The following is a 23,114-nucleotide window of genomic DNA, read 5'->3' on the forward strand; positions in this document are numbered from 1 at the left end:
CGCCAAACGCCCCCAGCCCCTAGGCCAAACAAAGTGAGGTCAGCTCAGGCTCGGAATTGGGCCGATTACAAAAACACCGCGCCGGATCAGTCCGGCGCGGTGTTTCCGTGTCGACCGCACTGTTAGATGCGCCCTTGGGCAGCAAGGGGCGCCACCGCCCCGGAAATAGCGGTCCGAGGCAAAGACACGCGAAATGCCGTGCAGCCACGGGTCTCTTCAGGCGTCAGCCTAAGCGAGATCTGGCTGCGATGGCCTGCAGGCCTGAGCGGGGCGGTTCAGGCCGCGCCTTCCTTCAGCCATTCATGCACATAATCGCCGGCATGGGCGCAGGCCTGATCCAAATTCTGACCGGCCATCAGTTGAACGGCAATTGCCGTGGCAAGGGTGCAGCCGGTGCCACGCCTGCCGTGCTGCAGCCGTGGTCTGTCGTAGCGCACATGCGTGTCACCAAAAAAGAGCTGGTCAACCGATATGGCCCCGCCTCCGTGTCCGCCTTTGATCAGCACCGCATCGGCGCCCGCCTCCTGCAACTGACGGGCCTGCAATGCGATGCCGGATGCCTCAGGGCTGTCGGGTTGCCGGTTGCTGGCGGAAGGGGCAAGCTGAGCGGCCTCTTGCAGATTGGGGGTGATGAGAGTGGCGCGCGCAATCAGCGGTTTGAGGTCTGCGACCTGCATCAACTGGCCGCCGGAACTGCTGCGCAGCACGGGATCCAGCACAACCGGGCATGTTTCGGGCACGGAGTGGGCCAGCGCCTTGGCGATGACTTTGGCGGCCATTGCGCTGCCGACCATACCGATTTTTACTGCAGAAATCGGCCCGGTCGCGGCGGCTGCGCGTATCTGGCTCTGGATGGTCTCGGGGGGCGTCGGGCGGATCTCCTCCAGCGCCGTGTCTGTCTGCACTGTGATCGCCGTCACCACCGGCCGCAACGCGGGCGATCGCTGTGCAAATGGCGGCAACAGCTGGGCCATTGCAGTGGCCGCGGCGATGTCTCGGGTCAATCCCGCACCGCCGCTGCTGTCGGTTCCAGCGATGATCAGAAGCGCGCTCATCCGCGCCGCCCCGCAGCCAGCAGGACAAGTTCTCCGGCAAACTCCGGGGCAATCTGGGTCGCCGTGCGCCAGGCGCGCAGGCCACTGTGACAGGCCAGCACCACGCGGCGATCACGGGGCAGATCGCTTGCGCGCAAGGCCTCCGGCAGGATACGGACAGCAGCGCGGACGGCGGGTGTCGGGGCTTCTTGCGCGGAGCGCAACTCAACCACGTAATCCTCATCGGTGATCGCGTTCCGCCCGATGAAGGGGAAGGGGCGGGATGGCTCCTCTGCAGTGCTGAAATCAAAACCACCCATCTGCAGCCCTGCGAAGTCCACGCTGAAGAGGCGCCCGCGCGGGGTCGGCTGGTGGTTGAGCAACAGTTTCAGCGCCAACTGTGCCTGCCAGGCGCCAATCACACCGACAACCGGGCCCATAATACCGGAACTGGCGCAGGTGGCGGCACTGCCGGGCGGGTCAGGGAAGACCGCGCGCAGTGACGGGCCACCGCCGCAGAAGACGCCGACATAGCCCGATTGCGCCAGTGCCGAAGCAGAGATCAAATCTCGCCCCAGCCGCTGGCAACAATCTGACAACGTATACGACACCGCGTGGCTGTCGGCGGCATCGATCACCAGATCCACCGGTGTCACCGCAGCTGTGACATTGTCGGGGGTGAGATCTCGCGCATGGGGATGCAGGCGCAATTCGGGCGCCATGGCGCGCAGCCTTTCGCGGGCGGCGTCAACTTTGTAGCGGCCGATATCTGCGGGCGTATACAGGGGTTGGCGCGGCAGGTTCGTGGCCTCTACACTGTCGCCATCCACCACCGTGATTTCACCAAGTCCAGCCCCGGCGAGATATTGCAGGACGGGGCTGCCCAGCCCGCCAGCCCCGACCACCAGAACATGGGCAGCTGCAAGCTTTGCCTGTCCTTCCGCCCCCACCTCGGGTAGGGCAATCTGACGGTCAAAGCGGCTCATGAGGCACAGGCCTTGATCCATTCGCGGGTGCGCGCCTCCGGATCAGGGGCCTGCTGGATATCGGTGACCACAGCGGCGCTGTCTGCGCCCGCAGCAAAGACACCGGGCAGGCGTTCGGGCGTCAGCCCGCCAATGGCGACCAGAGGGGTGTCGCCCGCCATTTCCTTCCAGCGCCGCAGGCGATCCAAGCCTTGTGGCGCCCATTTCATCTTCTTCAGCAGGGTCTCATACACCGGGCCAAGGGCAATATAGTCCGGCTCAAACGCCAAGGCGCGCTCCAGTTCCGCCTCATCATGGGTCGACAGGCCAAATTGCACGCCCTTGCGACGCAGCGCGGCAAAATCGGCGCTGTCCATGTCTTCCTGCCCCAAATGGACAAACCCGCAATTCAGGTCCAGGGCGGCCTGCCAATGGTCATTGACCACCAGCTGTGCGCCATGCACCGCACAGAAATCCCGCGCCCGCGCGATCTGGCGGCGGATCTCCCGCTCTGGCAGGTCCTTCAGCCGCAGCTGCACCAGTCGGACCCCATGCGGCACCAGCAGTTCCAGTTGGCTGACATGGCCAACGATCAGGTAAAAACGCTCCATTGTCGTCTCCAAATTGAGGGGGCTCAGCTCAGCGCGGCGAGGCCAAGAACAGGGGTGGAGGGCACGGCCATATCGCGGCGTTCCATCGGGTCAGCCAGATACCCTTCACGGCCGGCCTCAATCGCGAGTGCGATGGCACCGGCCATGCCGGCAGGGTCTCCGGCCTTTGCCACTGCGGTATTCAGCAGCACCGCATCCATTCCCAGCTCCATTGCCTGGGTGGCATCCGAAGGGCGACCGATGCCCGCATCGACGATCAACGGCACGTCGGGAAAATGCGCCCGCATTGCGCGCAGCGCATCGGGGTTGCGCAGGCCCTGACCGGATCCAATCGGCGCGCCCCAAGGCATCAACACCTCGCAGCCTGCCTCCAGCAGTTTTTCTCCCACCACCAGATCATCGGTCGTGTAGGGAAACACCTGAAACCCGTCATCAGACAGCACGCGCGCGGCCTCCACCAGCGCAAACACATCGGGCTGCAGCGTGTCGGAATGACCGATCACCTCCAGTTTGATCCACGGGGTGTCAAACAGCTCGCGCGCCATATGGGCGGTGGTCACGGCCTCCTGCACAGAATGGCACCCGGCTGTGTTGGGTAGGATGCGACAGTTCAATGTCCGCAACTGATCCCAAAACCCGGCGCCGGTGCCCTCCGCCGTTTCCCGCCGCAGCGACACCGTGATGATCTCGCTGGCGCTGCTTTTGATTGCCGCGTTCAGAACGCAGGGTGAGGGGTATTGCGCGGTCCCCAGCAACAGGCGTGAGGTGATGTCCTGACCATAGAGTTGCATGGTTCAGCCCCCTTGCATCGGCGTGAGGATCTCCAGCCGATCCCCCTCCGCCAGTTGAGTTTTGGGGCGGGCAGCGCGGGCCACGAAGTGTCCGTTGACGGCGGTTGCAACTGCGGACTGGGCATAGCCGAGCTGGTGCAGCGCCTCGTCGAGAGTGCCGGCGCGGACCTCATGCGGTTTGGCGTTGACGGTGATTTTCATCCTGTGTCTCCGGTCTCAGGCGGTTTGCCACCTGCTGCGCCATGGCGGGCGCCAGCAGAAATCCGTGGCGGTACAGCCCATTGAGGAAAAGCGTCCCGCCGTCCTGATGAAGGCGGGGCAGATTATCGGGGAAGGCGGGGCGCAGACCTGTGCCGGATTCCACCACGCTGGCCTCGGCAAACCCGGGGTGCAGGGTGAAGGCGGCGTTCAGCAACTCACTGAGGGAACGCAGGGTGATTGCGCGCGTCGATGTGCTCTCGATCATCGTGCCGCCGATCATGAACAGGCTGTCGCCCCGCGGCACCAGGTAGAGCGGCATTCGCGGATGGAGCAGCCGCAGCGTGCGACTGATCTCCACCTCCGGGCAATGCAGGATCGCCATCTCGCCGCGCACAGGGCGCAGATCTGGCAGTTGCCCTGCGGCGGCGATGCCCCTGCAATCCAGATCAACAGAGCCGGGGGCATCCGTTCCAAGGCAGATTTTCGCCCCCAGCGCGGCGGCCGCAGCCGCCAGATCCCGGATCGCGCGGCGCGGGTCCAGATGCGCCTCCTGTTCGAAGAACAAACCTTGCGCAAAGCGTCCCGTGAGGGCTGGTTCCAGTGCCGCGATCTCTGCCCCGTCCACCCCCCGATAGCCGGTCGTGCGACGGGCAAAGCGGGTCAGCTCTGCCCGGTCGCGGGCGGGCGCCACCACCAGCGTGCCGCGCCTGTGAACGGCTGTGACCTTGGCCCACCAGTCGATGGCGCGGCCACCGAGTGTGATCACCTCCTCCTCGGCGCTTTCGCGTTCACACCAGGGCGCCAGCATGCCGCCTGCATAGCGCGAGACACTGCCCGCGCCGATCTCTGTCGCGCGCTCATAGACCCGCACCGCAGCCCCGCGCTGCGCCAGTTCATAGGCGCAGGCGAGGCCCGCGAGGCCTGCACCTGCGATGGTGATCATTCCGCCGGTTCCGCAGCCTCGGGCGCTGGCACATAGAGTTCGCCGCCTTCGCGAAACTTGGCGGCCATCGCCTCCATGCCTTCCTTCTGCGCCTCGGCACGGATGTCGTGGCTGATCCGCATCGAGCAGAACTTCGGACCGCACATGGAACAGAAATGCGCCACTTTATGCGCCTGCTTGGGCAGGGTTTGGTCGTGGAACTCGCGCGCCGTCTCCGGATCCAGCGACAGGTTGAATTGATCCTCCCAGCGGAACTCGAACCGCGCGCGGCTGAGGGCATCGTCACGGCGCTGCGCCCCCGGCAGACCCTTGGCGAGGTCGGCTGCATGGGCCGCGATCTTATAAGTGATCACGCCGGTTTTCACGTCGTCGCGGTCCGGCAGGCCAAGGTGTTCCTTGGGCGTCACGTAGCAGAGCATCGCACAGCCGAACCAGCCGATCATCGCCGCCCCGATACCGCTGGTGATGTGGTCATAGCCCGGTGCAATGTCCGTGGTCAGCGGCCCCAGCGTGTAGAACGGTGCCTCGTGGCAGCACTCCAACTGCTTGTCCATATTCTCCTTGATCTTGTGCATGGCGACATGGCCCGGCCCTTCGATCATCACCTGGCAATCCTTGGCCCAGGCGATCTTGGTCAACTCGCCCAGGGTTTCCAACTCGGCAAACTGCGCCTCGTCATTGGCGTCCGCAATCGAGCCGGGGCGCAGCCCGTCGCCCAAGGAGAACGAAACATCATACTGGCGGCAGATGTCGCAGATCTCCTCGAAATGTTCATAGAGGAAGCTCTCCTTGTGGTGATGCAGGCACCACTTGGCCATGATCGAGCCGCCGCGCGACACGATGCCGGTCACCCGCTCCACCGTCATCGGCACCATATGAAGCCGCACGCCGGCATGGATGGTGAAGTAATCCACGCCCTGTTCCGCCTGTTCGATCAGCGTGTCGCGGAACACGTCCCAGGTCAGGTCCTCAGCGATGCCGTTCACCTTCTCCAGCGCCTGATAGATCGGCACGGTGCCGATCGGCACAGGGGAATTGCGCACGATCCATTCGCGGGTGTTGTGGATGTTGCGCCCCGTCGACAGATCCATCACCGTGTCGGCGCCCCAGCGGATCGCCCAGACCAGCTTGTCCACTTCCTCCTCCATCGAGGAAGTGACGGCAGAGGTGCCCATGTTGGCGTTGATCTTCACGAGGAAGTTGCGGCCGATGATCATCGGCTCGATCTCGGGGTGGTTGATGTTGGCCGGGATGATGGCGCGGCCCGCGGCGATTTCCGAGCGCACGAACTCGGGCGTCACGTAGTCGGGGATATTGGCGCCGAAGTCATTGCCGTCGCGCTTGCCGTGGCAGGGGGACAGCTCGCGCAGCTGGTTCTCGCGGATTGCCACGAACTCCATCTCAGGCGTGATGATGCCTGCGCGGGCATAGGCCAGCTGAGTGGGTGCCGCGCCGTTCTTGCCGCGCAAGGGAGCGGGTTTCACCGGGAACTCTGCCACCAGCCGGTCGCCTGCGGCAAAGCCGTTGTCCTCGGGCTTCACATCGCGGCCCTGATATTCCGCGACATCGCCGCGGGCTTCGATCCACTGGCGGCGCAGCTGTGGCAGACCTTCGCGAATATCGGTCAGCACATCCGGGTCGGTATAGGGGCCGGAGCTGTCATAGACCGGCAGCGGCGCCTCGCCCGCGGTGGGGTGGGTGGCGATTTCGCGCATTGGCACGCGGATGTCCGGGTGGACTTCGCCGCTGACATAGATCTTGCGCGATGCAGGCAATGCGCCTGTGGTGATTTTCGGGTTGGGGACGTTCATTTTGGTGCTCCTCGAAGCCTAGACTTGGAAAAGACACCAGATGAGGTTTGGCTCGGGAAACAGAGGGCGTAGGACCCCCTTGTTCAGTCATCGCAAGACGTCCGGGAGTGTACAAGTCCCGCAGCCATGCGCGCCTAGCTTCCTACGCCAGTATCAACTGGGTCAGGTTCAAAGGGTCGCGCCGCCGGTTCGGGAATGCCCCGCACCTAAACGCCTCTCAGTCCCCTTGGCGGGACTCCCCTGCGTGCTTTAGGGGTAGGGGAGACAGGGTCTCTCCGTCAATATTTTATTTTATAGATTATTTTTAACGTTTTATTTTAGGATGTTGTGACGGTTTTGGTTGGAGATTAGAGCGAATTCGCCGCAGCGCAGCTTTGCACTTGATCGCTGCACGTCAAGTTATCTATAAAATACCAACGCCATCCGCGTATGGCCATCTGGTAGAGAGAACAGGAGACAGCATGCTGGACGCTGCACCCATCCGCACCGATTGGACCCGCGAGGAAGCGGAGGCAATTTACAACACCCCTTTCATGGATCTGCTGTTTCAGGCGCACTCGGTGCATCGGCAGTATTTCGACCCCAATCAGGTGCAGAAATCCAAGCTCCTCAGTATCAAGACCGGCGGCTGCGCCGAGGACTGCGCCTATTGCTCCCAGTCGGCGCGCAACGGCGCGCAGCTGTCGGCCTCAAAGCTGATCGAGGTGCAGCGGGTGATCGCCGAGGCCAGAAAAGCCAAGGAAGGCGGCGCCACGCGCTATTGCATGGGCGCGGCCTGGCGCTCGCCCAAGGACCGCGACATGGCCGCATTGGAGGCGATGGTGCAGGGGGTCAAGGATCTCGGGATGGAGACCTGCATGACCCTGGGTATGCTGGAGGAAGACCAGGTGTTCCGCCTGCGCGACGCCGGTCTGGATTACTACAACCACAACATCGACACCTCGGAGCGCTACTACTCCGAGATCATCACCACCCGCACATTCGCTGACCGGATCGACACCCTGAACCGGGTGCGCGAGGCGGGCATCAAGGTCTGCTCCGGCGGCATCGTCGGCATGGGGGAGCAGCAGCTGGACCGCATCGACATGATGCTGGCGCTGGCAACGCTGGAGGTGCATCCGGATTCGGTGCCCGTGAACATGCTGATCCCGATCGCCGACACGCCGCTGGCGGATGTCGAGAAGCTGGATCCGATCGAATTTGTCCGTTCCGTGGCGCTGGCCCGGATCCTGATGCCGAAATCCCATGTGCGTCTGTCCGCAGGTCGCACCGATATGTCGGATGAGATGCAGGCGATGTGCTTCTTTGCCGGGGCCAATTCCATCTTTGTGGGCGACACGCTGCTGACTGCGGACAACCCCGAAGAGGACAAGGACCAGCAATTGTTCGACCGTCTGGGCATCACCGCGATGGCGGTGGGATGTGACGGCAGCCGCTGATGGCGGGCGCCTTCCCGAGGCATGAGACGTCGCTGGAAGCGCTGCGCAATCGCGGGCGCTACCGGCAGCTGATGCCGAGGGACGGGCATGACTTTGCCTCTAACGACTACCTGGGCCTGGCCGGAGACGACGTGCTGTGCGCAGCGGCGATTGCCGCCGTGGCACGCGGCGTGCCGGTGGGGGCAGGCGGCGCGCGCCTGTTGCGCGGCAATGACGCTGAGCACCAGTTGCTGGAAGCCGAAGCGGCGGAGTTTTTCGGCACCGGGGCGGCGCTGTTCATGGGCGGCGGCTTCAATGCCAATCAGGCGATTTTTTCCACCCTGCCGCAGCAGGGCGATCTGGTGCTTTATGATGCGCTGATCCATGCCAGCACCCATGACGGCATGCGGCTGGGCCGCGCCGACACCCGCAGCTTTGCCCACAGCGACGTGGAAGATGCTGCAAGGGTGCTGAAAGACTGGCGCGCCCAAGGCGGCGAGGGCCAGGTCTGGATCGCGGTTGAGGCGGTCTATTCGATGGACGGTGATCTGGCGCCGCTGGACGCGCTGATGGCGCTGGCGGATGCCACCGGCGCCGTGCTGGTGGTGGATGAGGCCCATGCAACCGGTGTCTTCGGCAATCTGGGGCGCGGGCTGGCGCATGATATCGCGCACCGTCCCAACGTCCTTTCCTTACACACCTGCGGCAAGGCGCTGGGCGCCTCTGGTGCGCTGATCTGCGGCCCGAGTGTGCTGATTGAGACGCTGATCAACAAGGCCCGCAGCTTCATTTATGCCACCGCGCCGTCACCGCTGAATGCCGCACTGGTCCGCGCTGCTTTGTATGAGCTGCGGGATAACCCGGCCCGCCGCGATCGGGCATGGGAGGGCATCAGCCATGCCCAGGATGAGGCCAAACGGCTTTGCGGTCTGGCGGGCTTCCAGAGCCAGATCCTGCCGGTGGTGATCGGCGACGACAAACGCACCATGGCGCTGGCCTCGGCCATGCAGGCCCGCGGCTACGACATCCGCGGCATCCGCCCGCCGACGGTGCCCCGCGGCACCTCGCGGCTGCGCCTGTCGATCACCTTGAATACCGGGGCAGAGGTCATGACCGCGATGTTCGAAGACCTCGCCCGGGAAATGGAGACAAGGACATGAGCGCGCTGATCGTCACCGGCACCGATACCGGCATCGGCAAGACCATCTTCTCGGCCGGCCTGGTGCAGGCCCTGGCCGCCACCTACTGGAAGCCGGTGCAATCCGGGCTGGAGGAGGAGACCGACAGCCAGATCGTGGCGCGCCTCTCCGGCCGCCCGGTGCTGCCGGAGGGGTACTTGCTGCAGCTCCCCGCATCGCCGCATCTGTCGGCGGAGTCCGAGGGCGTGGAGATCGACCCGGATACGCTGGACCTGCCCGACGTGGACGGCGTATTGGTCGCCGAAGGGGCAGGCGGTTTGATGGTTCCGCTGAACCGCAAGGCGCTGTATCTTGATCTGTTCACCCGCTGGGGGGCGCCGGTGATCCTTTGTGCGCGGACGCAGCTGGGCACGATCAACCACACGCTGTTGTCGCTGAAGGCCCTGCGCGGCGCGGGCTGCCCAGTGGTTGGCGTTGTTTTCATCGGCGATCCGGAACCGGCGGTGGAGGAAACCATCTGCCAGTTCGGCAAGGCCGCGCATCTGGGCCGGCTGCCGGTTCTGGGCGAGCTGACCTCTGACGCGCTGGCGGTGGCCTTTCAGGCCAGCATCCGGGTGGACCTGATCAAGGCCGCCCTGGCCCAAGGAGAGATGGCATGAGCGCATCCGGCCTCACCCAGCTGGAATTCGACCAGCAGCACCTTTGGCATCCCTACACCAACGTTGCCAAACCCGGTCCGACCTTCGTGGTGAAGGAAAGCGAGGGTGTCCACATCACGCTGGACGACGGCACCCGGCTGATCGACGCCATGTCGTCGTGGTGGTGCATGATGCACGGCCATAAGAACCCGGCGATCACCAAGGCGATCCATGACCAACTCGACACCCTGCCGCATGTGATGTTCGGTGGGCTGACCCATGATCCGGCGATCGACCTGGGCCGCAAGCTGTTGGAGATAACGCCGGACAGCCTCACCCGCATCTTCTATTGCGACAGCGGCTCGGTCTCGGTCGAAGTGGCGATGAAGATGGCGGTGCAGTACCAGCACGCTATCGGCCAGCCCGGGCGCAAGGAGTTCGCCACCATCCGCTCCGGCTATCACGGCGACACCTGGAAGGCGATGAGCGTCTGCGACCCGGACACCGGCATGCACCATCTGTTTCAGGGCGCGCTGAGCGTGCAGCATTTCGTCTCCCGCCCGCCGATACGCATTCATGAAGAATGGATCGATGACCCGGCGCAAAACGGCCTCGGCGAGCTGCGCCAAATGCTTGAGGCCAACGCGGAAAAGATCGCGGCTTTCATCCTGGAACCCGTGGTGCAGGGCACCGGCGGCATGTATTTCTATCACCCGGAGTATCTCAATCAGGCGCGCGCCTTGTGTGACGAGCTGGGCATCCTCCTGATCTTCGACGAGATCGCCACCGGTTTCGGCCGCACAGGCGAGCTGTTCGCCACTGGTTTCTGCACTGTCGAACCGGATATCATCTGCCTCGGCAAAGGGCTGACGGGCGGCCATATTTCATTCGCCTGCACCATGACCAATGACCGCGTCGCCGAGGGCATCGGCGGCGGCAATCCCGGGCTGTTCATGCATGGCCCCACCTATATGGGCAACCCGCTGGCCTGTGCCGCGGCCAAGGCCTCGCTGGATCTGCTGACCGGGCAGGCCCCTGAAACTCAAGACTGGCGCGGCACCGTCGCCGCAATCGGTGAGCAGATGCAGGCCGAGCTGGCACCGGCGCGCGATCTGCCCAATGTGGCGGATGTGCGGGTTCTGGGCGCGATTGGCGTCATCGAGATGAAACACGCGGTGTCTGCGGATGAGGCCCACGCCCGGGCGCATGAGATGGGCGTGTTCCTGCGTCCCTTTGGCAAGAATATCTATACCATGCCGCCCTTCATCACCGCGCCGGATCAGCTGAGCGAAATCACCGCAGGCATGCTGCGGCTGGCGCGGGAGCTGTAAATGGACTTCCGCTGGCTCAAACAGGATCAGGCAGCCGAGGCCATCGTGGTCTTTGGCGGCTGGGCTGTGGGGCCGGAGGTGTTTGATCATCTCACAGGCCCTCAGGACATCCTTTTTGTCAGTGATTACCGCAGCCTTGATGCAGACCTTCCCGATATGTCGGGTTACGACCATATCACCCTCCTGGCGTGGTCTTTTGGCGTTGCAGCCTATGCCCATTGGCAGGAGGGGCGCACCGATCCCTTTGACCGCAAAGTTGCAGTCAACGGAACCCTTGCGCCGGTGGATGCAGGGCACGGTATCCCGCCAGACGTGATGGCCAAAACGGCGGAAGGGCTGAGCGAGGCGAGCTTTGCCCAGTTCCTGCGCCGGACCTTCAATGCGCCGCAATCCCCCAGGGTGATCGACATCGAGACCCGCCGCGCTGAACTGCATGCGGTTGCTGCGCGCGGCGCGGCCCCCGCCGTGGCCTTCGATCAGGTCTGGATTGCGGGGCGGGATCGAATTTTCCCGCCTGTCAATCAGCACCGGGCCTGGGAAGGTGCGCCACTTCGGGAGTTGCCCACAGCGGCCCATGCCCCCTTTGATCACTTCGACAGCTGGCAGGCCGTGATCTCATGAAAGATCTGACACCCCCAGCTGTTGATGCCGCCCGTGTGGCGCGCGCCTTTCGCCGGGGGCTGGGCAGCTATCACGGTGCGGCGTCTGCGCAGGCGCAGATTGCAGCCGAACTTTCGGCGCTTTTGGCCAAACACGTGGGTCAGACACCGTTTTCGCATTTGTTTGAATTTGGGGCCGGGACTGGCCATCTGACCTATGCGCTGCTGCGGGATCTCTCGGTTTCGCGCCTCACGCTCAACGATCTGCTGCCTGAGGCGGAGGCCGGTTTGCTGCCGATCCTGAGGGCACGGGGGAAATCCGCAAGTTTCCTGCCAGGGCGAATTGAGGACATCTGCCTGCCCGAGCCGCTAGATCTGATCGCAGCGGCCTCTGTTGTGCAGTGGGTCAGCGACCTGCCAGGCCTGCTGCGCCGATTTGAGGCCGCGTTGTGCCCCGGTGGCTGGCTTGCGCTCTCCGGTTTCGGCTCGGCGCATTTTCACGAATTGGTCGCACTCGGCTCTGATGCAGCAGCCCCAAACTATATGGACCACCACCAATGGGCGGGGGTGCTGCCTCAGGGGCTGCGGCTGATCGAACTGCGGCAGGCGCCGATCGTTCTCAGGTTTGACACTCCGCGCGCGGTGTTGCGCCATCTACGGGACACCGGCGTGAACGGCCAGTCGCGCGGTGGCTGGAGCCGTGGCAGGCTTCGGGCGTTTGAAGACGCTTATTGCAGCCGTTTTCCCCATCAGGGCGGTGTACGTCTCACCTATGATCCGGTGCTGATGCTGGCGCGGCGCGTCTGAACGGCACTGCGGCCAAAGTCGCAGGCCGCGCGACGATTGCGCCTCTGGCAGTTGCGCTGCTTTGGCGCTAGCCTGTGGCCGAAAATCACCAAATAAGAGGCCACAATGCATCTGTCCTACGTCATGACCCAGGAGCGCGGTGCCACCGACAAGCTGCTCAGCGCATTGGCAGAGCGGTTGCAGGCCGATGGGCTGCGACTGGCCGGGATCGTCCAGACCAATACCGAATGCTATGATAACGCGCTGTGTGACATGGATGTGCGCGTCCTGCCGGCGGGCGAGACCATCCGTATTTCGCAATCTCTCGGCCCAGAGGCGCGGGGATGCCGTCTCAACCCGGAGGCGTTGGAGCGCGCGGTGGGACAGGTCACGGCGGCGCTGGGGCAGGACCCGGCACCGCAGGTTCTGCTGGTGAACAAATTTGGCAAACACGAGGCGGACGGGCGCGGAATGCGCCCTGTCATCGGCGAGGCGCTGGCGCGCGGAGCGGTGGTGGTTTCTGGCGTCAACCGGATGAATGTCGAGGCGTTTCAGAACTTCTCTGACGGGCTGGCGCAGGAGGCTGAACCGGATCTTGATGCGCTCGTAAACTGGGTTCATTCCGCCGTTGCAGAGGCCGCGAAAGAGCGCTGATAATTCCTGTAGTCGCACAGCTGATCTAACAAACCGGTGGGGGATATCACGCCGGTTTGTTTGGCGTACCTGCCGCCGATGATATCAGAGAGCGAAGTGTATAGGCGCAGGTGGTCGGTGCGTGAAGTCGGGAATAATGATATAAATCAGCTGGTTGAATTAAGATATTCGCCCGGCGCCAAGCGCTACCATCTTCTTGCTTCATACTGTTGAAAGAGAGAAGATGGTGGGCGACCCTGGAATCGAACCAGGCGTGCGTCTCCGCGAGGGAGTTACAGTCCCCTGCCACACCTTGCGGCCTGTCGCCCACAATCAGTTGCGTGTTGCACCTGATGTGGAGGCGTGATTACAAGCAGGCCAAAGGGGCGTCAACCGGAAAAACACAAGTTTTTCACGCGGGTCCTGATTTCTTTCTGCTGGAGAGCAATATGTCCAAAAAACCCAAGTGGGTCGTCGAAAAAGAGCAGGCCAAAAAGGCGGCTTCTGCGGAAACCGTATGGCTGTTTGGCCTACATGCGGTGCGCGATGCGCTGCTCAATCCTGAGCGTGAAAAACTGCGCCTGATGGTGACCCAGAACGCCGAGGCAAAACTGGCCGACGCCATTGCCCAGTCGGGGGTTGAGGCGGAGGTGATTGACCCTCGCAAATTCAACCCGCCGATTGACAAGCAGTCGGTCCATCAGGGCGCCGTTCTCGAAGTGAAGCCGCTGAATTGGGGCGGGCTGGACGAGAACTGCATCGGCGCGGAGGTTCCGCGCGTGTTGCTGCTGGACCGGGTGACAGATCCCCACAACGTTGGCGCAATCCTGCGTTCGGCAGAGGTGCTGGGCGCCAGCGCGGTCATCGGCACACGACACAATTCCGCACCAGAGACCGGCGCGCTTGCCAAAACCGCCAGCGGTGCGCTGGAGCGCCAACCCTATCTGCGGATGCGCAACCTTGCGGACACGATTGTCGAACTGCAACGGATGGGCTTTCTAGTGCTGGGCCTTGATGGCGAGGCGGAGCAAACCATCGAAACGGTTCTGGACGGGCGCAAGGGCGATCCTGTGGCATTGGTCCTCGGGGCAGAGGGGCCGGGCCTGCGTCAAAAGACGAAGGAAACCGTGGATCATCTGGTTAAGATTGATGCTGCTGGTGGCTTTGGGTCGCTGAATGTCTCCAATGCGGCGGCGATTGCGCTCTACGCATCGCTGCCTCGCTAATTGGTACCAGCGACCCCGATCAGGCCTGTGAGGCGCCGTACTGACAATGTCAGCGCGCCCTCACAGGCCCATCACAAATGCGTATCCTCTCTTTGCAGACGCCGGTCTGCCGGGCAGACTTATCGTGACATCGTCGCGGGCATGTACCCGTCTGCGCCCCAAGACTGAACAACTCGACGAAGGACCCCGCCTGCCCGTGACCCGCCGCCCTGCCATGCCCAGTCCGCGATCCCACCCGATTCCGTCGCCGCGTATTTCGCGCCTGCGGGAAGGGAAAGTCCGGCATCTGGGTGCTGTTGTCAGGTCGATGATGGCCGTGCTGGCGATCGGCAGTGTGGTTGCATTGACGGCAACGCTGAGACCTGAGACCGCCCGCGCTGATCCGGCGCTGGTCTCCGCGCCAAAGGGCGTGGCGGCAGGTGGCCATGATGTGGTGGCATTTTTTCAGGATGGGACGGCCGTGCTGGGCCAGCAGACCCATGCGATCCTGTGGCATGGGGCCGTCTGGCGTTTTGCCTCCTCGCAGAATCAGGAGCGGTTTGAGCTGAACCCCCGTGCCTATGCGCCCCGGTTTGGGGGCTATTGCGCCTATGCGCTCTCCAAAGGGTATCTGGCGCCCGGCAATCCGACGCTTTGGGTGATTGCGGATGGTCGGCTTTATCTGCTGAACAATCCAAGCGCGCTGGCCGCCTGGCAGGCCGAGCGGCAAGCGCTGATCGCCGCCGCAGAGGGGCGGTGGCCCAAAATCCTGCGGAAGTGACCGGCAGGCACCGCCTCTTGCCTGAGTTGCGGAAGTCCCGTGACAGCCCCCTATGTGACTGGCCGCGCGAGAGAAATGTCACGAATTTGAGAGGTTCCCTTTCAAATTCGACAACCCACCCCATATTATTAACAGACTGCGAACTGGAACCTTCGCAGATCTTTTTCACTGTCCCTCGTTCCATACCTTGCGCCCGGGCCTGATCCTGGGCGCATTTTTCTTGCTCTGTAGGGAGCGTGCGATTTCTGATAGGGCCGCAGCACGCAATTGACCTTGCACCCAATGCATCAGGCGATACGGTCAGGATTGACGCAACGCTCATCAGACGACTTTGGCAGGGCGATGTGAGACCAGCGCAGACGGGGGAGCGATGCCAGACTATACTGACCAGCATCTGAAAGATGTGCTGACACGCACCAAGACCATCGCGGTGGTTGGCGTTTCCACCAATTCGGTCCGTCCCAGCTACTATGTGGCGCGGTATCTCGGCCTCAAGGGCTATCGCGTGCTGCCGGTGAACCCGGGTCATGCCGGGAAGTCCCTGTTTGGTCAGACCATTCACGCCAGCCTAAGCGATATTCAGGAGCCGATCGATATGGTCGACATCTTTCGCCGCTCCGAGGCGGTGCCCGCCATCGTGGAGGAGGCGCTGGAGGTCTGCGAAGGGGTGCAGACGATCTGGATGCAGATCGGCGTAGAGCATGCTGGGGCCGCCGCAAAGGCGGAGGCGCGCGGTGTCACAGTGATCCAGAACCGCTGTCCGAAGATCGAATATCAGCGCCTGTTCGGAGAGCTGCGCATGGGTGGATTTGCCACCGGGATCATTTCCTCGAAGCTCTGAGGCGGCTGGCCAAATCAGTGCTCCCGCCAGCGCCAGATCCCTATGTCAGCCCTTGGGTCGCGCGGCCTTCTCAGCAATGCCACTCAGCCCCTGACGATCTGCCAGCACCTGAAGCACATCATCCAGCGCCACATCACGCGCCGCCAGCATCACCAGAAAATGATAAAGTACATCCGCCCCCTCAGAGGCGAGGCCGGTCTTGTTGTCCTTCACCGCCTCAATGATGGCCTCAATGGCTTCCTCGCCGAATTTCTCGGCACATTTTTCCGGCCCCTTGGCGAGCAGTTTGGCGGTCCAGCTGCTGTCCGGATCAGCCCCCTTGCGGGACAGAATGGTGGTCTCAAGATCGTGCAACAGGGTCATGTCAGCCTCATCAGGATACCGGCAGCGGCCATATGTTGTTTGGCTTCCTGCACAGTGAATTCACCAAAGTGAAAGATGGAGGCCGCCAGAACCGCGCTGGCACCGCCCTTGGTGACGCCCTCTACCAGATGGTCCAGCGTGCCGACACCACCAGAGGCAATCACGGGCACATCGACGGCATCGGATATCGCGCGGGTCAGCGGCAGGTTGAAACCTGATTTGGTGCCGTCGCGGTCCATTGAGGTCAGTAGGATTTCTCCCGCACCTTTGGCCACCACGAGCCGGGCGAATTCAACCGCATCAATTCCGGTTTCGCGGCGACCGCCATGGGTGAAGATCTCCCATTTTCCAGGTGCCACCGTTTTTGCGTCAATGGCGCAGACGATACACTGGCTGCCGAACTGATCCGCAGCCTCGCGAATGACATCCGGGTTGGCCACTGCTGCGGAATTGAACGAGACCTTATCGGCCCCAGCCAGGAGCAAGGCACGCACGTCTTCTTTGGTACGGACCCCACCGCCAACGGTGAGCGGTACGAAACATTGCTCCGCTGTGCGCCGAACCATATCGAACATGGTGCCACGGTTTTCATGGGTCGCGTGGATGTCAAGAAAGCAGATCTCATCCGCGCCGGCCGCATCATAGGCCTTGGCGGCCTCAACGGGATCGCCGGCGTCGCGCAGGCCAACGAAATTCACACCTTTGACCACGCGGCCATCAGCCACGTCGAGACAGGGGATAATGCGGGTTTTCAGCATGGAGGATCCCTTTGCCGCTGCGGTTGGTCTTGTCTTACTGCGCGGGTGGTTGGGATGCAATCGCGGGGCTGTGCCGCGCGATGCGGCGCATACTGTCCCGGACAATCAGGATATGAAACGGCATCACCAGCGCCAGATAGATCCGCCCCTGAAGGTTATGCCGGTGTACCCAGGTGGCCATGTAAATCTGCCCGTCGTGGCGTAAAACGGTGATGCGGAAATCCAGATGACTGTCATCGGCACCCAGGATCAATTCGCGGCTGTCCTCAAAGGTGACGGGAAAGATCGCGCCTTCGCCGGTGTCACTCACCTCGGTTTTCAGTCCCAGCGGGCGCACAATCGCGTTGCGCAGGCGCAAAAGCGCGGAGGCCCATCCCGGCATCGACAGGCCAATATCGGCAGCCTCCCGCGGGGACAATGGGCTTTCAACCGCATAGCCGTCGATGAAATCGCCGGGCGAGACCATCTGCCACAAACGGGCACTGTCGGGGAGGCGGGTCTTGCGGACGCGGGGCATGGGCTGAGTTCCGTTTCTGTCTTCGCACCGGAGAGATCAACGGCACTATTGCGGCGCAATAAACGTCAATTTGCGACAGATGGGAAGCGGGCGCGGTGCCGCAGGGGGCGCGGCATCTGCCTCGGCGCCGTTTATGACTGCGCTTGCTGTGATCAAACGATCGGACCCGGCCCTGTGGCACGGGTTTGCCGATGCCAAAGATGTGAATTGTACACAGGGCTTTGCTGGCTTGTTCTTAGCGCATTCATTCCCCAATTCGGAGCTGCCGTTATGATCAAATCCCTTGCCCTCGCCGGAGCCATTGCTGTTATGTCTGCCCTTCCTGCCGCTGCTGACCTGATCAAAATACCAAGCCAGAAACCCGTGGCCGACACCATGGATGCGCTGCAGGCCGCCGTTGAGGGCGCGGGCGCCACGGTGTTTGCCCGTGTGGATCACGCCGCAGGGGCGCAGAAAGTGGATCTGTCGCTTGGTGACGCGCAGCTGCTGATTTTTGGCAATCCCAAACTGGGCACCCCGGTGATGCAGGCGGATCCGCGCGCGGGGTTGTTCCTGCCCCTGAAAATCCTCGCGTATCAGGACGCGGAGGGGCAGGTCTGGCTGACCTATGAAGATCCGGCCGAGATGCTCTCAGCGCTGGATGTTCCGGCCGATGCGGAGGCCGTGGCCAAGATGCAGGGCGCGCTTGGCAAGCTGACGGGTGCCGCGGTCAAATAACGCGGGCGGTTTCAGCACAGGCGGAGGGGGCGCTGCCCCCTCTGGTCCCTTCACCCCGGGGATATTTTCAGCCAGAAGAGGGGCGATCAGCTTTTCAGGATCTTCAGCGCCTTGCCAAGGTCAATCGCGCCATCATAAAGCGCGCGACCGGAGATGGCGCCGTTCAAAGGCGCGCCGCAGGATTTGAGCGCCTGCAGATCGTCCAACGAAGAAACGCCGCCCGAGGCAATCACCGGAATACTCACGGCATTGGCCAGCGCGGCTGTGGCCTCAACGTTCGGACCTTTCATGGCGCCATCGCGCAGAATATCGGTGTAGATAATCGCGGCCACACCGGCATCCTCAAAGGATTTTGCCAGATCGGTCACCATGACATCGGTCTCTTCGGCCCAGCCCTTGGTGGCGACGCGGCCATTGCGGGCATCAATCCCGACGGCGACCTTGCCGGGGAAGGCGCGCGCCGCTTCGCGGACCAGATCGGGGTTCTCTACCGCGACGGTGCCGAGGATCACCCGCGCCAGACCTTTGTCAATCCAACGCTCGATGGTGGCCATGTCGCGAATGCCGCCGCCCAGCTGGGCCGGGACCTTGCAGCGCTTCAGGATCTCTTCGACCGGGGCCGCGTTGATCGGCTCACCCGCAAAGGCCCCGTTCAGATCCACCAGATGCAGCCAATCACAGCCTGCCTCGACAAACTCCAACGCCTGCGCTGCCGGGTCGTCGTTGAAGACGGTGGTCTTTTCCATATCGCCGTGCAACAGGCGAACGGCCTGGCCATCCTTGAGGTCGATTGCGGGGTAGAGGATCATCCGGCCGGTCCTTCATCAAACTAAGCTGGCCTCTTTTGCACAAGGCCGCGCCGGATTGCAACGCGACCCGAGGTCAAGCTTGCCTGAATTGCCCCTTGGCGGCCAGACTGGCTGCAAAAGGGAGGATGACACATGAAAAAACTGGCACTTGGTATTGCCTGTGCATTGGGACTGGCGGGCATGGCCTCAGCTGATCCGGTGCTGGGCACCTGGAAAACCCAGCCTGATGACGGCTCTTATGCGCATGTCACCATGGCGCCCTGCGGCGCTGCAGTCTGTGGCAAGATCAGCCGGACGTTCAATGCCGAGGGAGAGTATAAATCGCCCAACATCGGCAAAACGCTGGTGATCGACATGGTGGCGAATGGCGATGGCTCTTATGCGGGCAAGGTCTGGCGCCCCTCGAACAACAAGATCTATACCGGCAAGATGAACCTGTCCGGCAAATCGCTGGCCCTGCGCGGCTGCGTGGCGGGTGGGTTGATCTGCTCCAAACAGACCTGGAGCCGGGTGAAGTAAGCGCGCCCTTCAAGGTCACGTGAGTGGATCAGTACCTCAAGGGGGTGGCGGCATCAGATCGGCGCCCTTTTTTGATGGGCGTGCGGATGATGGGTGTGCGAAGACTGGGGCTGGGCCTTAGAACAGTCCCAGCTGCACCGGGATCGGCACAAAGCCACGTTTGATCTGGCGGTCGCGATGTTTCTCGGCAGCGGCCAGGGCGGTTTCCTGGGATGTATAATAGCTGCGCCGTTGTTGACCGCCGGCCTCTCCCAATGGGCCGTTGGTCTGTTCGACACACCACTCCCCGAACAGGGTCTGGCTCAGGTTCAGCACGCAATAGCGGTGCTGACCTTCAATATAGTCGAATTTTTCGAGACGGATCTGCACCGGGCGGCGACCTGCAAAAGACTGGGGATATCTGGGTTTGCGGTGTATGCCCGTGTGCGCCCCCACTGTCCATCCATTCTCGCCCGGATTTCGCATTCCCATGCTGCGTCCGGTTGCCATCTGGCCACAGCACCCTGCGGCCAGATACCTCCCTTTATCGGTCTGCGGCTTGTGATCAGACGTCGCCGTCGTATTCGCCGCGCGCGGGGTAGTCATTGGCGATGGCAAAATCCAGCGCCGAGACCAGCTCCGAGAAATGCGGGCGCACGAAGGGCATGGTCTGCACCGATCCGTAATAAAGCGTCTGCTCAGGCGTCACCATGAACAGGCCGGGTTCGGAAAACAGCGCCGGTTCTTCGATCCCGATGGAGGTCTTCCCGCGCGAGGTGGACAGATACAGCCCCCACTGGCGGGCGACATTCAGCGACAGGTCATAACCAAAGCGCAGCGCCTTAGCGCCGATCTTGTCGGCCATGGCGCGGGTCCGTTCCTCGCCATCACTGCTGACGGCGATACAGGCCACGCCGCGGCTGGCGAAATCAGCAACCCGCTTTTCCAGCTCAGTCAGATAGTTGGCGCAGATCGGGCAGTGCAATCCGCGGTAAAAACAGATCACTGTGCCCCGTGTCGCATCTTCTGACGACAGATTAAATGTCCCGTGGTCCAGTGTCGGCAGGGTGAGATCGGGTGTTTTTTGGCGTGGCATCAGCATGGGGTGGTCCTTGTCAGATCGCAGTTTTGGTGGCTTGTTTTTCATCTTTGCGCAGATTATGGTCACATAAATCCGAAAAATATGATGGATAATCCGATTTCCATGGACCGTCTGACCACATTGATGGATCGCTTCCAGCTCAGCGTATGCGCCGCAGGGCCGGGGGAGGCGAACCTTATCGCCCTTGCGGATCCCAAAGGTGAACCGGTGTGTATCTGCTATCGTACGAATGAGCGGTCACAGATGCCCACCTCTGCTGCGGTGATGTGGGCGGCGCGGGTGGAATGGTCTGGACGCCGCAACCCGTTTCTCGCGGCTCTTCCGGCGCAGGTTGAATATGACATCTCCGATGCTCCGGAGGTACAGGCTCTCGTGCGTGCAATGCGGGGGGAGGCTGAGGCCGGTCGATGTGGGGCGCAATCAGTGATCAACCGCTTGGGCGAGGTGCTGATGGTGCATCTTCTGCGCAACCAGCTTCAGAATGGTGCGACCGAGCCGGGGCTGCTGGCCGGGCTGGCTGACCCACGGCTGAGCCGGGCGATTGTCGCCATGCATGATCATCCGGGCCGCCTCTGGAGCAATGCCGACCTTGCCGAGATCGCAGGATTGTCGCTATCGCGTTTTGCCGAAGTTTTCGCCGCAGAGGTGGGAGAAACCCCGATCGGATACCTGCGCCGCTGGCGGTTGATCCTTGCACATCAGGATCTGTCGCGCGGGGACCGGGTTGATGCCGTGGCCCGGCGCTACGCGTATAGCAGCCCCGAAGGTTTCAGCCGTGCCTTTCGCAAGGCCTATGACGTGGCGCCGCTGTCCCTGCGCATGGCGGCTGCCTGATCGCCGCCGCGCCTGTCATCTTTCCATAAATACTCAAATACAAAAGCCACCTGCGCAGCAGGTGGCTTTCGGATGTCATGATATACCAACCCTTGGGTTACGGCGCCCAGGTCAGGAAATTCCCGATCATCCGCAGGCCAATGTCCTGGCTTTTCTCCGGGTGGAACTGCATCCCCACCATGGTGTCACGACCAATAACCGCGGTGACATCGCCGCCGTAATCCACATGTGCCAACCGTTCGGATGGGTCACTCACTCGGAAATGGTAGGAGTGCACAAAATAGCAGTGATCGCCGGACGTGATGCCATCAAACATCGCGTGGTCATGGTCGATCACCAGATTGTTCCAGCCCATATGCGGCACCTTCAGGGTGCTGTCGCTGGGCGTGATCTTGACCACATCCCCCTGAACCCAGCCGAGGCCTGGAGTGTCGCGGTATTCGTGGCCGGTGGTGGCCATTAGCTGCATACCGACACAGATCCCCAGAAAGGGGCGACCGTTCTGTTCGACCGCCTCCACCATGGCCTCATAGATGCCGCGATGGCCGCGCAGCTCCTCCGCGCAGGCCGGGAAGGCGCCGTCGCCGGGCAGCACCAGCCGGTCGGCCCGCGCCACAACGTCAGCATCCGAGGTCACCACAACCTCGCCGCCATCCACCTCCCGCGCCATGCGCTGAAAGGCTTTTTCGGCCGAGTGCAGATTGCCGGATTCGTAGTCGATGATCGCGGTCAGCATATTAGAGCGCACCTTTGGTCGACGGGATGGCATCGCCTTTGCGCGGATCGGTTTCGACAGCCGTGCGCAGGGCGCGGGCCACGGCCTTGAATGCCGCTTCGGCGATGTGGTGACTGTTGAAGCCGTGCAGTTGGTCAATATGCAGGGTGATGCCGCCGTGCGTGCTCAGCGCCTGAAAGAACTCGCGCACCAGTTCGGTGTCGAAAGTGCCGATCTTCTGGGTCGGAAGGTCTACATTCCAGATTAGAAACGGGCGCGCTGACAGATCCAGCGCACAGCGCACCTGCGCGTCATCCATCGGCAGGTGGCATTCGCCATAGCGGTTGATGCCCTTCTTGTCGCCAAGGGCTGCAACCAGTGCCTGCCCCAGCGCGATGCCGGTATCCTCGACGGTGTGGTGATCATCAATGTGATAATCGCCTTTGGCGCGGATGGTCATATCGATCAGCGAATGGCGGGACAGCTGGTCCAGCATATGGTCGAAAAAGCCGACGCCGGTCTGGTTGTCATAGGCACCGGTCCCGTCGAGGTTGATCTCGACAGTGATCTCGGTTTCGGCGGTCTTGCGGGTGATCTGAGCGCTACGCATGGTCGGCATGTCCTTGATATCCTGCGCCGCTTATAGGGGCAGGGCGGGGGCGCGCTCAAGCCTGCCGCAGCAATTGGCGCAAAACTGTTGCGCCATTCGACAGCGCAGCCCCCACGGGAGGCCGCGCCGGGGATTGCCTCCGCCGCGCCTGCGTGTCAGCTTGGCGGTCAAACCACGCATTCCCAAACAGTTGAGGGGCACCATGTCCACCTGCGTCTTTATCCAGATCCGCTGCAAGCCCGGCACAACCTACAAGGTCGCCGAGGAGATTGCTCTGCGTGAAATCCATTCCGAGCTTTATTCCACCAGCGGGGACTATGATCTGTTGATGAAACTATATATTCCCAGCGATCAGGATGTTGGCAAATATATCAATGACCAGCTCTTGGTCATCGACGGGATCGAACGCTCACTCACCACCATGACCTTCAAGGTGTTCTGATCCGCCGCAGTCTTCGGGGCAG

At 62.4% G+C, this 23,114-nt stretch carries 29 protein-coding genes, 1 tRNA gene and 1 riboswitch; of the genes, 14 read left to right on the forward strand and 16 right to left on the reverse strand.

All coding sequences use genetic code 11. The annotated features are described in order from the left end of the window. Positions 1 to 275: 275 nt before the first annotated feature. Genes OO25_RS18715 through thiC form a run of 7 tightly spaced genes read right to left on the reverse strand, consistent with a single transcriptional unit; the run spans position 276 to position 6,356 of the window. Positions 276 to 1,055 (reverse strand): hydroxymethylpyrimidine/phosphomethylpyrimidine kinase, encoded by a 780-nt coding sequence (locus OO25_RS18715; protein WP_040181971.1) that lies wholly within the window; start codon positions 1,053 to 1,055, stop codon positions 276 to 278. Continuing rightward, the gene (locus OO25_RS18720; protein WP_040181973.1) at positions 1,052 to 2,041 is read right to left on the reverse strand and encodes a HesA/MoeB/ThiF family protein; all 990 of its coding nucleotides are present in this window, start codon (positions 2,039 to 2,041) and stop codon (positions 1,052 to 1,054) included. Before OO25_RS18720 ends, OO25_RS18715 begins: the two co-directional genes overlap by 4 nt. Further along, positions 2,017 to 2,610: a thiamine phosphate synthase gene (locus OO25_RS18725; RefSeq protein ID WP_040181974.1), complete on the reverse strand. Its 594-nt coding sequence runs from the start codon at positions 2,608 to 2,610 to the stop codon at positions 2,017 to 2,019. Before OO25_RS18725 ends, OO25_RS18720 begins: the two co-directional genes overlap by 25 nt. Before the next feature lie 23 nt (positions 2,611 to 2,633). After that, on the reverse strand, positions 2,634 to 3,401 hold the full coding sequence (locus OO25_RS18730) for a thiazole synthase (protein ID WP_040181975.1): 768 nt from the start codon (positions 3,399 to 3,401) through the stop codon (positions 2,634 to 2,636). Between the two features lie 3 nt (positions 3,402 to 3,404). Next, on the reverse strand, positions 3,405 to 3,602 hold the full coding sequence (thiS, locus tag OO25_RS18735) for a sulfur carrier protein ThiS (protein WP_040174277.1): 198 nt from the start codon (positions 3,600 to 3,602) through the stop codon (positions 3,405 to 3,407). Then, positions 3,571 to 4,545: an FAD-dependent oxidoreductase gene (locus OO25_RS18740; protein ID WP_040181977.1), complete on the reverse strand. Its 975-nt coding sequence runs from the start codon at positions 4,543 to 4,545 to the stop codon at positions 3,571 to 3,573. The genes thiS and OO25_RS18740 overlap by 32 nt, the downstream gene beginning before the upstream one ends. Then, entirely contained in the window at positions 4,542 to 6,356 is a 1,815-nt protein-coding gene (gene thiC / locus OO25_RS18745; RefSeq protein WP_040181980.1) for a phosphomethylpyrimidine synthase ThiC, read from the reverse strand. Before thiC ends, OO25_RS18740 begins: the two co-directional genes overlap by 4 nt. Before the next feature lie 122 nt (positions 6,357 to 6,478). Further along, positions 6,479 to 6,608, reverse strand: a riboswitch (TPP riboswitch). 209 nt (positions 6,609 to 6,817) lie between these two features. Here thiC and bioB point away from each other — a divergent pair. From bioB to OO25_RS18780, 7 genes are all read left to right on the forward strand, one after another. Then, positions 6,818 to 7,795, forward strand: coding sequence for a biotin synthase BioB (bioB, locus tag OO25_RS18750; protein WP_040174273.1), 978 nt, complete (start codon positions 6,818 to 6,820; stop codon positions 7,793 to 7,795). Continuing rightward, a complete protein-coding gene (locus OO25_RS18755) occupies positions 7,795 to 8,934 on the forward strand; it encodes an 8-amino-7-oxononanoate synthase (protein WP_040181983.1) in 1,140 nt (379 codons plus the stop codon). The genes bioB and OO25_RS18755 overlap by 1 nt, the downstream gene beginning before the upstream one ends. Continuing rightward, entirely contained in the window at positions 8,931 to 9,572 is a 642-nt protein-coding gene (bioD, locus tag OO25_RS18760; RefSeq protein WP_040181985.1) for a dethiobiotin synthase, read from the forward strand. The genes OO25_RS18755 and bioD overlap by 4 nt, the downstream gene beginning before the upstream one ends. Continuing rightward, complete coding sequence (bioA, locus tag OO25_RS18765; protein WP_040181987.1) at positions 9,569 to 10,882, forward strand: adenosylmethionine--8-amino-7-oxononanoate transaminase; 1,314 nt, start codon at positions 9,569 to 9,571, stop codon at positions 10,880 to 10,882. The genes bioD and bioA overlap by 4 nt, the downstream gene beginning before the upstream one ends. Then, complete coding sequence (locus OO25_RS18770; RefSeq protein ID WP_040181988.1) at positions 10,883 to 11,503, forward strand: pimeloyl-ACP methyl esterase BioG family protein; 621 nt, start codon at positions 10,883 to 10,885, stop codon at positions 11,501 to 11,503. Next, positions 11,500 to 12,288: a methyltransferase gene (locus OO25_RS18775; RefSeq protein ID WP_040181991.1), complete on the forward strand. Its 789-nt coding sequence runs from the start codon at positions 11,500 to 11,502 to the stop codon at positions 12,286 to 12,288. Before OO25_RS18770 ends, OO25_RS18775 begins: the two co-directional genes overlap by 4 nt. Before the next feature lie 105 nt (positions 12,289 to 12,393). Next, positions 12,394 to 12,921 (forward strand): DUF2478 domain-containing protein, encoded by a 528-nt coding sequence (locus tag OO25_RS18780; protein ID WP_040174257.1) that lies wholly within the window; start codon positions 12,394 to 12,396, stop codon positions 12,919 to 12,921. A 224-nt stretch (positions 12,922 to 13,145) separates the two neighbouring features. Here the strand turns inward: OO25_RS18780 and OO25_RS23025 are convergent. Beyond that, positions 13,146 to 13,229, reverse strand: a tRNA-Tyr gene (locus OO25_RS23025). Positions 13,230 to 13,349: 120 nt separating this feature from the next. Here OO25_RS23025 and rlmB point away from each other — a divergent pair. The 3 genes from rlmB (at position 13,350) to OO25_RS18795 (ending at position 15,727) form a co-directional block, all read left to right on the forward strand. Continuing rightward, on the forward strand, positions 13,350 to 14,126 hold the full coding sequence (gene rlmB, locus OO25_RS18785) for a 23S rRNA (guanosine(2251)-2'-O)-methyltransferase RlmB (protein ID WP_040174315.1): 777 nt from the start codon (positions 13,350 to 13,352) through the stop codon (positions 14,124 to 14,126). A 196-nt stretch (positions 14,127 to 14,322) separates the two neighbouring features. Beyond that, the gene (locus OO25_RS18790; RefSeq protein WP_242407072.1) at positions 14,323 to 14,886 is read left to right on the forward strand and encodes a YHS domain-containing (seleno)protein; all 564 of its coding nucleotides are present in this window, start codon (positions 14,323 to 14,325) and stop codon (positions 14,884 to 14,886) included. Between the two features lie 370 nt (positions 14,887 to 15,256). Next, positions 15,257 to 15,727: a CoA-binding protein gene (locus tag OO25_RS18795; RefSeq protein ID WP_040181994.1), complete on the forward strand. Its 471-nt coding sequence runs from the start codon at positions 15,257 to 15,259 to the stop codon at positions 15,725 to 15,727. Between the two features lie 45 nt (positions 15,728 to 15,772). Here the strand turns inward: OO25_RS18795 and OO25_RS18800 are convergent, their stop codons facing one another. From OO25_RS18800 to OO25_RS18810, 3 genes are read right to left on the reverse strand one after another with little or no spacing between them, the layout of a single operon-like run. Next, the gene (locus OO25_RS18800) at positions 15,773 to 16,090 is read right to left on the reverse strand and encodes a phosphoribosyl-ATP diphosphatase (RefSeq protein WP_014874045.1); all 318 of its coding nucleotides are present in this window, start codon (positions 16,088 to 16,090) and stop codon (positions 15,773 to 15,775) included. After that, positions 16,087 to 16,848 (reverse strand): imidazole glycerol phosphate synthase subunit HisF, encoded by a 762-nt coding sequence (hisF, locus tag OO25_RS18805; RefSeq protein WP_040181997.1) that lies wholly within the window; start codon positions 16,846 to 16,848, stop codon positions 16,087 to 16,089. Before hisF ends, OO25_RS18800 begins: the two co-directional genes overlap by 4 nt. A gap of 34 nt (positions 16,849 to 16,882) precedes the next feature. Then, positions 16,883 to 17,365 (reverse strand): DUF2867 domain-containing protein, encoded by a 483-nt coding sequence (locus OO25_RS18810; RefSeq protein WP_040181999.1) that lies wholly within the window; start codon positions 17,363 to 17,365, stop codon positions 16,883 to 16,885. 270 nt (positions 17,366 to 17,635) lie between these two features. Between OO25_RS18810 and OO25_RS18820 the strand changes: the two genes are divergently transcribed. After that, complete coding sequence (locus tag OO25_RS18820; protein ID WP_040182004.1) at positions 17,636 to 18,082, forward strand: DUF302 domain-containing protein; 447 nt, start codon at positions 17,636 to 17,638, stop codon at positions 18,080 to 18,082. 86 nt (positions 18,083 to 18,168) lie between these two features. Here the strand turns inward: OO25_RS18820 and hisA are convergent, their stop codons facing one another. Further along, positions 18,169 to 18,891, reverse strand: coding sequence for a 1-(5-phosphoribosyl)-5-[(5-phosphoribosylamino)methylideneamino]imidazole-4-carboxamide isomerase (hisA, locus tag OO25_RS18825; protein WP_040182007.1), 723 nt, complete (start codon positions 18,889 to 18,891; stop codon positions 18,169 to 18,171). Positions 18,892 to 19,023: 132 nt separating this feature from the next. On the opposite strand from hisA, the gene OO25_RS18830 reads away from it, so the two are divergent. Then, a complete protein-coding gene (locus OO25_RS18830; RefSeq protein WP_014874050.1) occupies positions 19,024 to 19,410 on the forward strand; it encodes a DUF2147 domain-containing protein in 387 nt (128 codons plus the stop codon). A gap of 117 nt (positions 19,411 to 19,527) precedes the next feature. Here the strand turns inward: OO25_RS18830 and OO25_RS18835 are convergent, their stop codons facing one another. Both OO25_RS18835 and OO25_RS18840 read right to left on the reverse strand, forming a co-directional pair. Then, positions 19,528 to 19,779, reverse strand: a complete 252-nt coding sequence (locus tag OO25_RS18835) for a WGR domain-containing protein (protein WP_014874051.1) — start codon at positions 19,777 to 19,779, stop codon at positions 19,528 to 19,530. A gap of 175 nt (positions 19,780 to 19,954) precedes the next feature. Next, entirely contained in the window at positions 19,955 to 20,491 is a 537-nt protein-coding gene (locus tag OO25_RS18840; RefSeq protein ID WP_040182096.1) for a peroxiredoxin-like family protein, read from the reverse strand. A 102-nt stretch (positions 20,492 to 20,593) separates the two neighbouring features. Between OO25_RS18840 and OO25_RS18845 the strand changes: the two genes are divergently transcribed. Then, entirely contained in the window at positions 20,594 to 21,325 is a 732-nt protein-coding gene (locus OO25_RS18845) for an AraC family transcriptional regulator (protein WP_040182099.1), read from the forward strand. A gap of 97 nt (positions 21,326 to 21,422) precedes the next feature. On the opposite strand, the gene hisH is transcribed toward OO25_RS18845, so the two are convergent. Together hisH and hisB are read right to left on the reverse strand one after the other, a co-directional pair. Beyond that, the gene (gene hisH, locus OO25_RS18850) at positions 21,423 to 22,061 is read right to left on the reverse strand and encodes an imidazole glycerol phosphate synthase subunit HisH (protein WP_040174242.1); all 639 of its coding nucleotides are present in this window, start codon (positions 22,059 to 22,061) and stop codon (positions 21,423 to 21,425) included. 1 nt (position 22,062) lies between these two features. Next, on the reverse strand, positions 22,063 to 22,650 hold the full coding sequence (gene hisB / locus OO25_RS18855; protein ID WP_040182101.1) for an imidazoleglycerol-phosphate dehydratase HisB: 588 nt from the start codon (positions 22,648 to 22,650) through the stop codon (positions 22,063 to 22,065). A gap of 202 nt (positions 22,651 to 22,852) precedes the next feature. Here hisB and OO25_RS18860 point away from each other — a divergent pair, with 202 nt between their 5' ends. After that, the gene (locus tag OO25_RS18860) at positions 22,853 to 23,092 is read left to right on the forward strand and encodes an Lrp/AsnC family transcriptional regulator (protein ID WP_040174309.1); all 240 of its coding nucleotides are present in this window, start codon (positions 22,853 to 22,855) and stop codon (positions 23,090 to 23,092) included. Positions 23,093 to 23,114: the final 22 nt, after the last annotated feature.

The organism is Phaeobacter sp. S60 (assembly GCF_000826845.1).
Lineage (GTDB): Bacteria > Pseudomonadota > Alphaproteobacteria > Rhodobacterales > Rhodobacteraceae > Phaeobacter > Phaeobacter piscinae.

Coding starts and splice junctions, on each gene's coding strand:
- OO25_RS18715 (WP_040181971.1), bottom strand. CDS start 1,055: ATGAGCGCGCTTCTGATCATCGCTGGAACCGACAGCAGCGGCGGTGCG.
- OO25_RS18720 (WP_040181973.1), bottom strand. CDS start 2,041: ATGGATCAAGGCCTGTGCCTCATGAGCCGCTTTGACCGTCAGATTGCC.
- OO25_RS18725 (WP_040181974.1), bottom strand. CDS start 2,610: ATGGAGCGTTTTTACCTGATCGTTGGCCATGTCAGCCAACTGGAACTG.
- OO25_RS18730 (WP_040181975.1), bottom strand. CDS start 3,401: ATGCAACTCTATGGTCAGGACATCACCTCACGCCTGTTGCTGGGGACC.
- thiS (WP_040174277.1), bottom strand. CDS start 3,602: ATGAAAATCACCGTCAACGCCAAACCGCATGAGGTCCGCGCCGGCACT.
- OO25_RS18740 (WP_040181977.1), bottom strand. CDS start 4,545: ATGATCACCATCGCAGGTGCAGGCCTCGCGGGCCTCGCCTGCGCCTAT.
- thiC (WP_040181980.1), bottom strand. CDS start 6,356: ATGAACGTCCCCAACCCGAAAATCACCACAGGCGCATTGCCTGCATCG.
- bioB (WP_040174273.1), top strand. CDS start 6,818: ATGCTGGACGCTGCACCCATCCGCACCGATTGGACCCGCGAGGAAGCG.
- OO25_RS18755 (WP_040181983.1), top strand. CDS start 7,795: ATGGCGGGCGCCTTCCCGAGGCATGAGACGTCGCTGGAAGCGCTGCGC.
- bioD (WP_040181985.1), top strand. CDS start 8,931: ATGAGCGCGCTGATCGTCACCGGCACCGATACCGGCATCGGCAAGACC.
- bioA (WP_040181987.1), top strand. CDS start 9,569: ATGAGCGCATCCGGCCTCACCCAGCTGGAATTCGACCAGCAGCACCTT.
- OO25_RS18770 (WP_040181988.1), top strand. CDS start 10,883: ATGGACTTCCGCTGGCTCAAACAGGATCAGGCAGCCGAGGCCATCGTG.
- OO25_RS18775 (WP_040181991.1), top strand. CDS start 11,500: ATGAAAGATCTGACACCCCCAGCTGTTGATGCCGCCCGTGTGGCGCGC.
- OO25_RS18780 (WP_040174257.1), top strand. CDS start 12,394: ATGCATCTGTCCTACGTCATGACCCAGGAGCGCGGTGCCACCGACAAG.
- rlmB (WP_040174315.1), top strand. CDS start 13,350: ATGTCCAAAAAACCCAAGTGGGTCGTCGAAAAAGAGCAGGCCAAAAAG.
- OO25_RS18795 (WP_040181994.1), top strand. CDS start 15,257: ATGCCAGACTATACTGACCAGCATCTGAAAGATGTGCTGACACGCACC.
- OO25_RS18800 (WP_014874045.1), bottom strand. CDS start 16,090: ATGACCCTGTTGCACGATCTTGAGACCACCATTCTGTCCCGCAAGGGG.
- hisF (WP_040181997.1), bottom strand. CDS start 16,848: ATGCTGAAAACCCGCATTATCCCCTGTCTCGACGTGGCTGATGGCCGC.
- OO25_RS18810 (WP_040181999.1), bottom strand. CDS start 17,365: ATGCCCCGCGTCCGCAAGACCCGCCTCCCCGACAGTGCCCGTTTGTGG.
- OO25_RS18820 (WP_040182004.1), top strand. CDS start 17,636: ATGATCAAATCCCTTGCCCTCGCCGGAGCCATTGCTGTTATGTCTGCC.
- hisA (WP_040182007.1), bottom strand. CDS start 18,891: ATGATCCTCTACCCCGCAATCGACCTCAAGGATGGCCAGGCCGTTCGC.
- OO25_RS18830 (WP_014874050.1), top strand. CDS start 19,024: ATGAAAAAACTGGCACTTGGTATTGCCTGTGCATTGGGACTGGCGGGC.
- OO25_RS18840 (WP_040182096.1), bottom strand. CDS start 20,491: ATGCTGATGCCACGCCAAAAAACACCCGATCTCACCCTGCCGACACTG.
- OO25_RS18845 (WP_040182099.1), top strand. CDS start 20,594: ATGGACCGTCTGACCACATTGATGGATCGCTTCCAGCTCAGCGTATGC.
- hisH (WP_040174242.1), bottom strand. CDS start 22,061: ATGCTGACCGCGATCATCGACTACGAATCCGGCAATCTGCACTCGGCC.
- hisB (WP_040182101.1), bottom strand. CDS start 22,650: ATGCGTAGCGCTCAGATCACCCGCAAGACCGCCGAAACCGAGATCACT.
- OO25_RS18860 (WP_040174309.1), top strand. CDS start 22,853: ATGTCCACCTGCGTCTTTATCCAGATCCGCTGCAAGCCCGGCACAACC.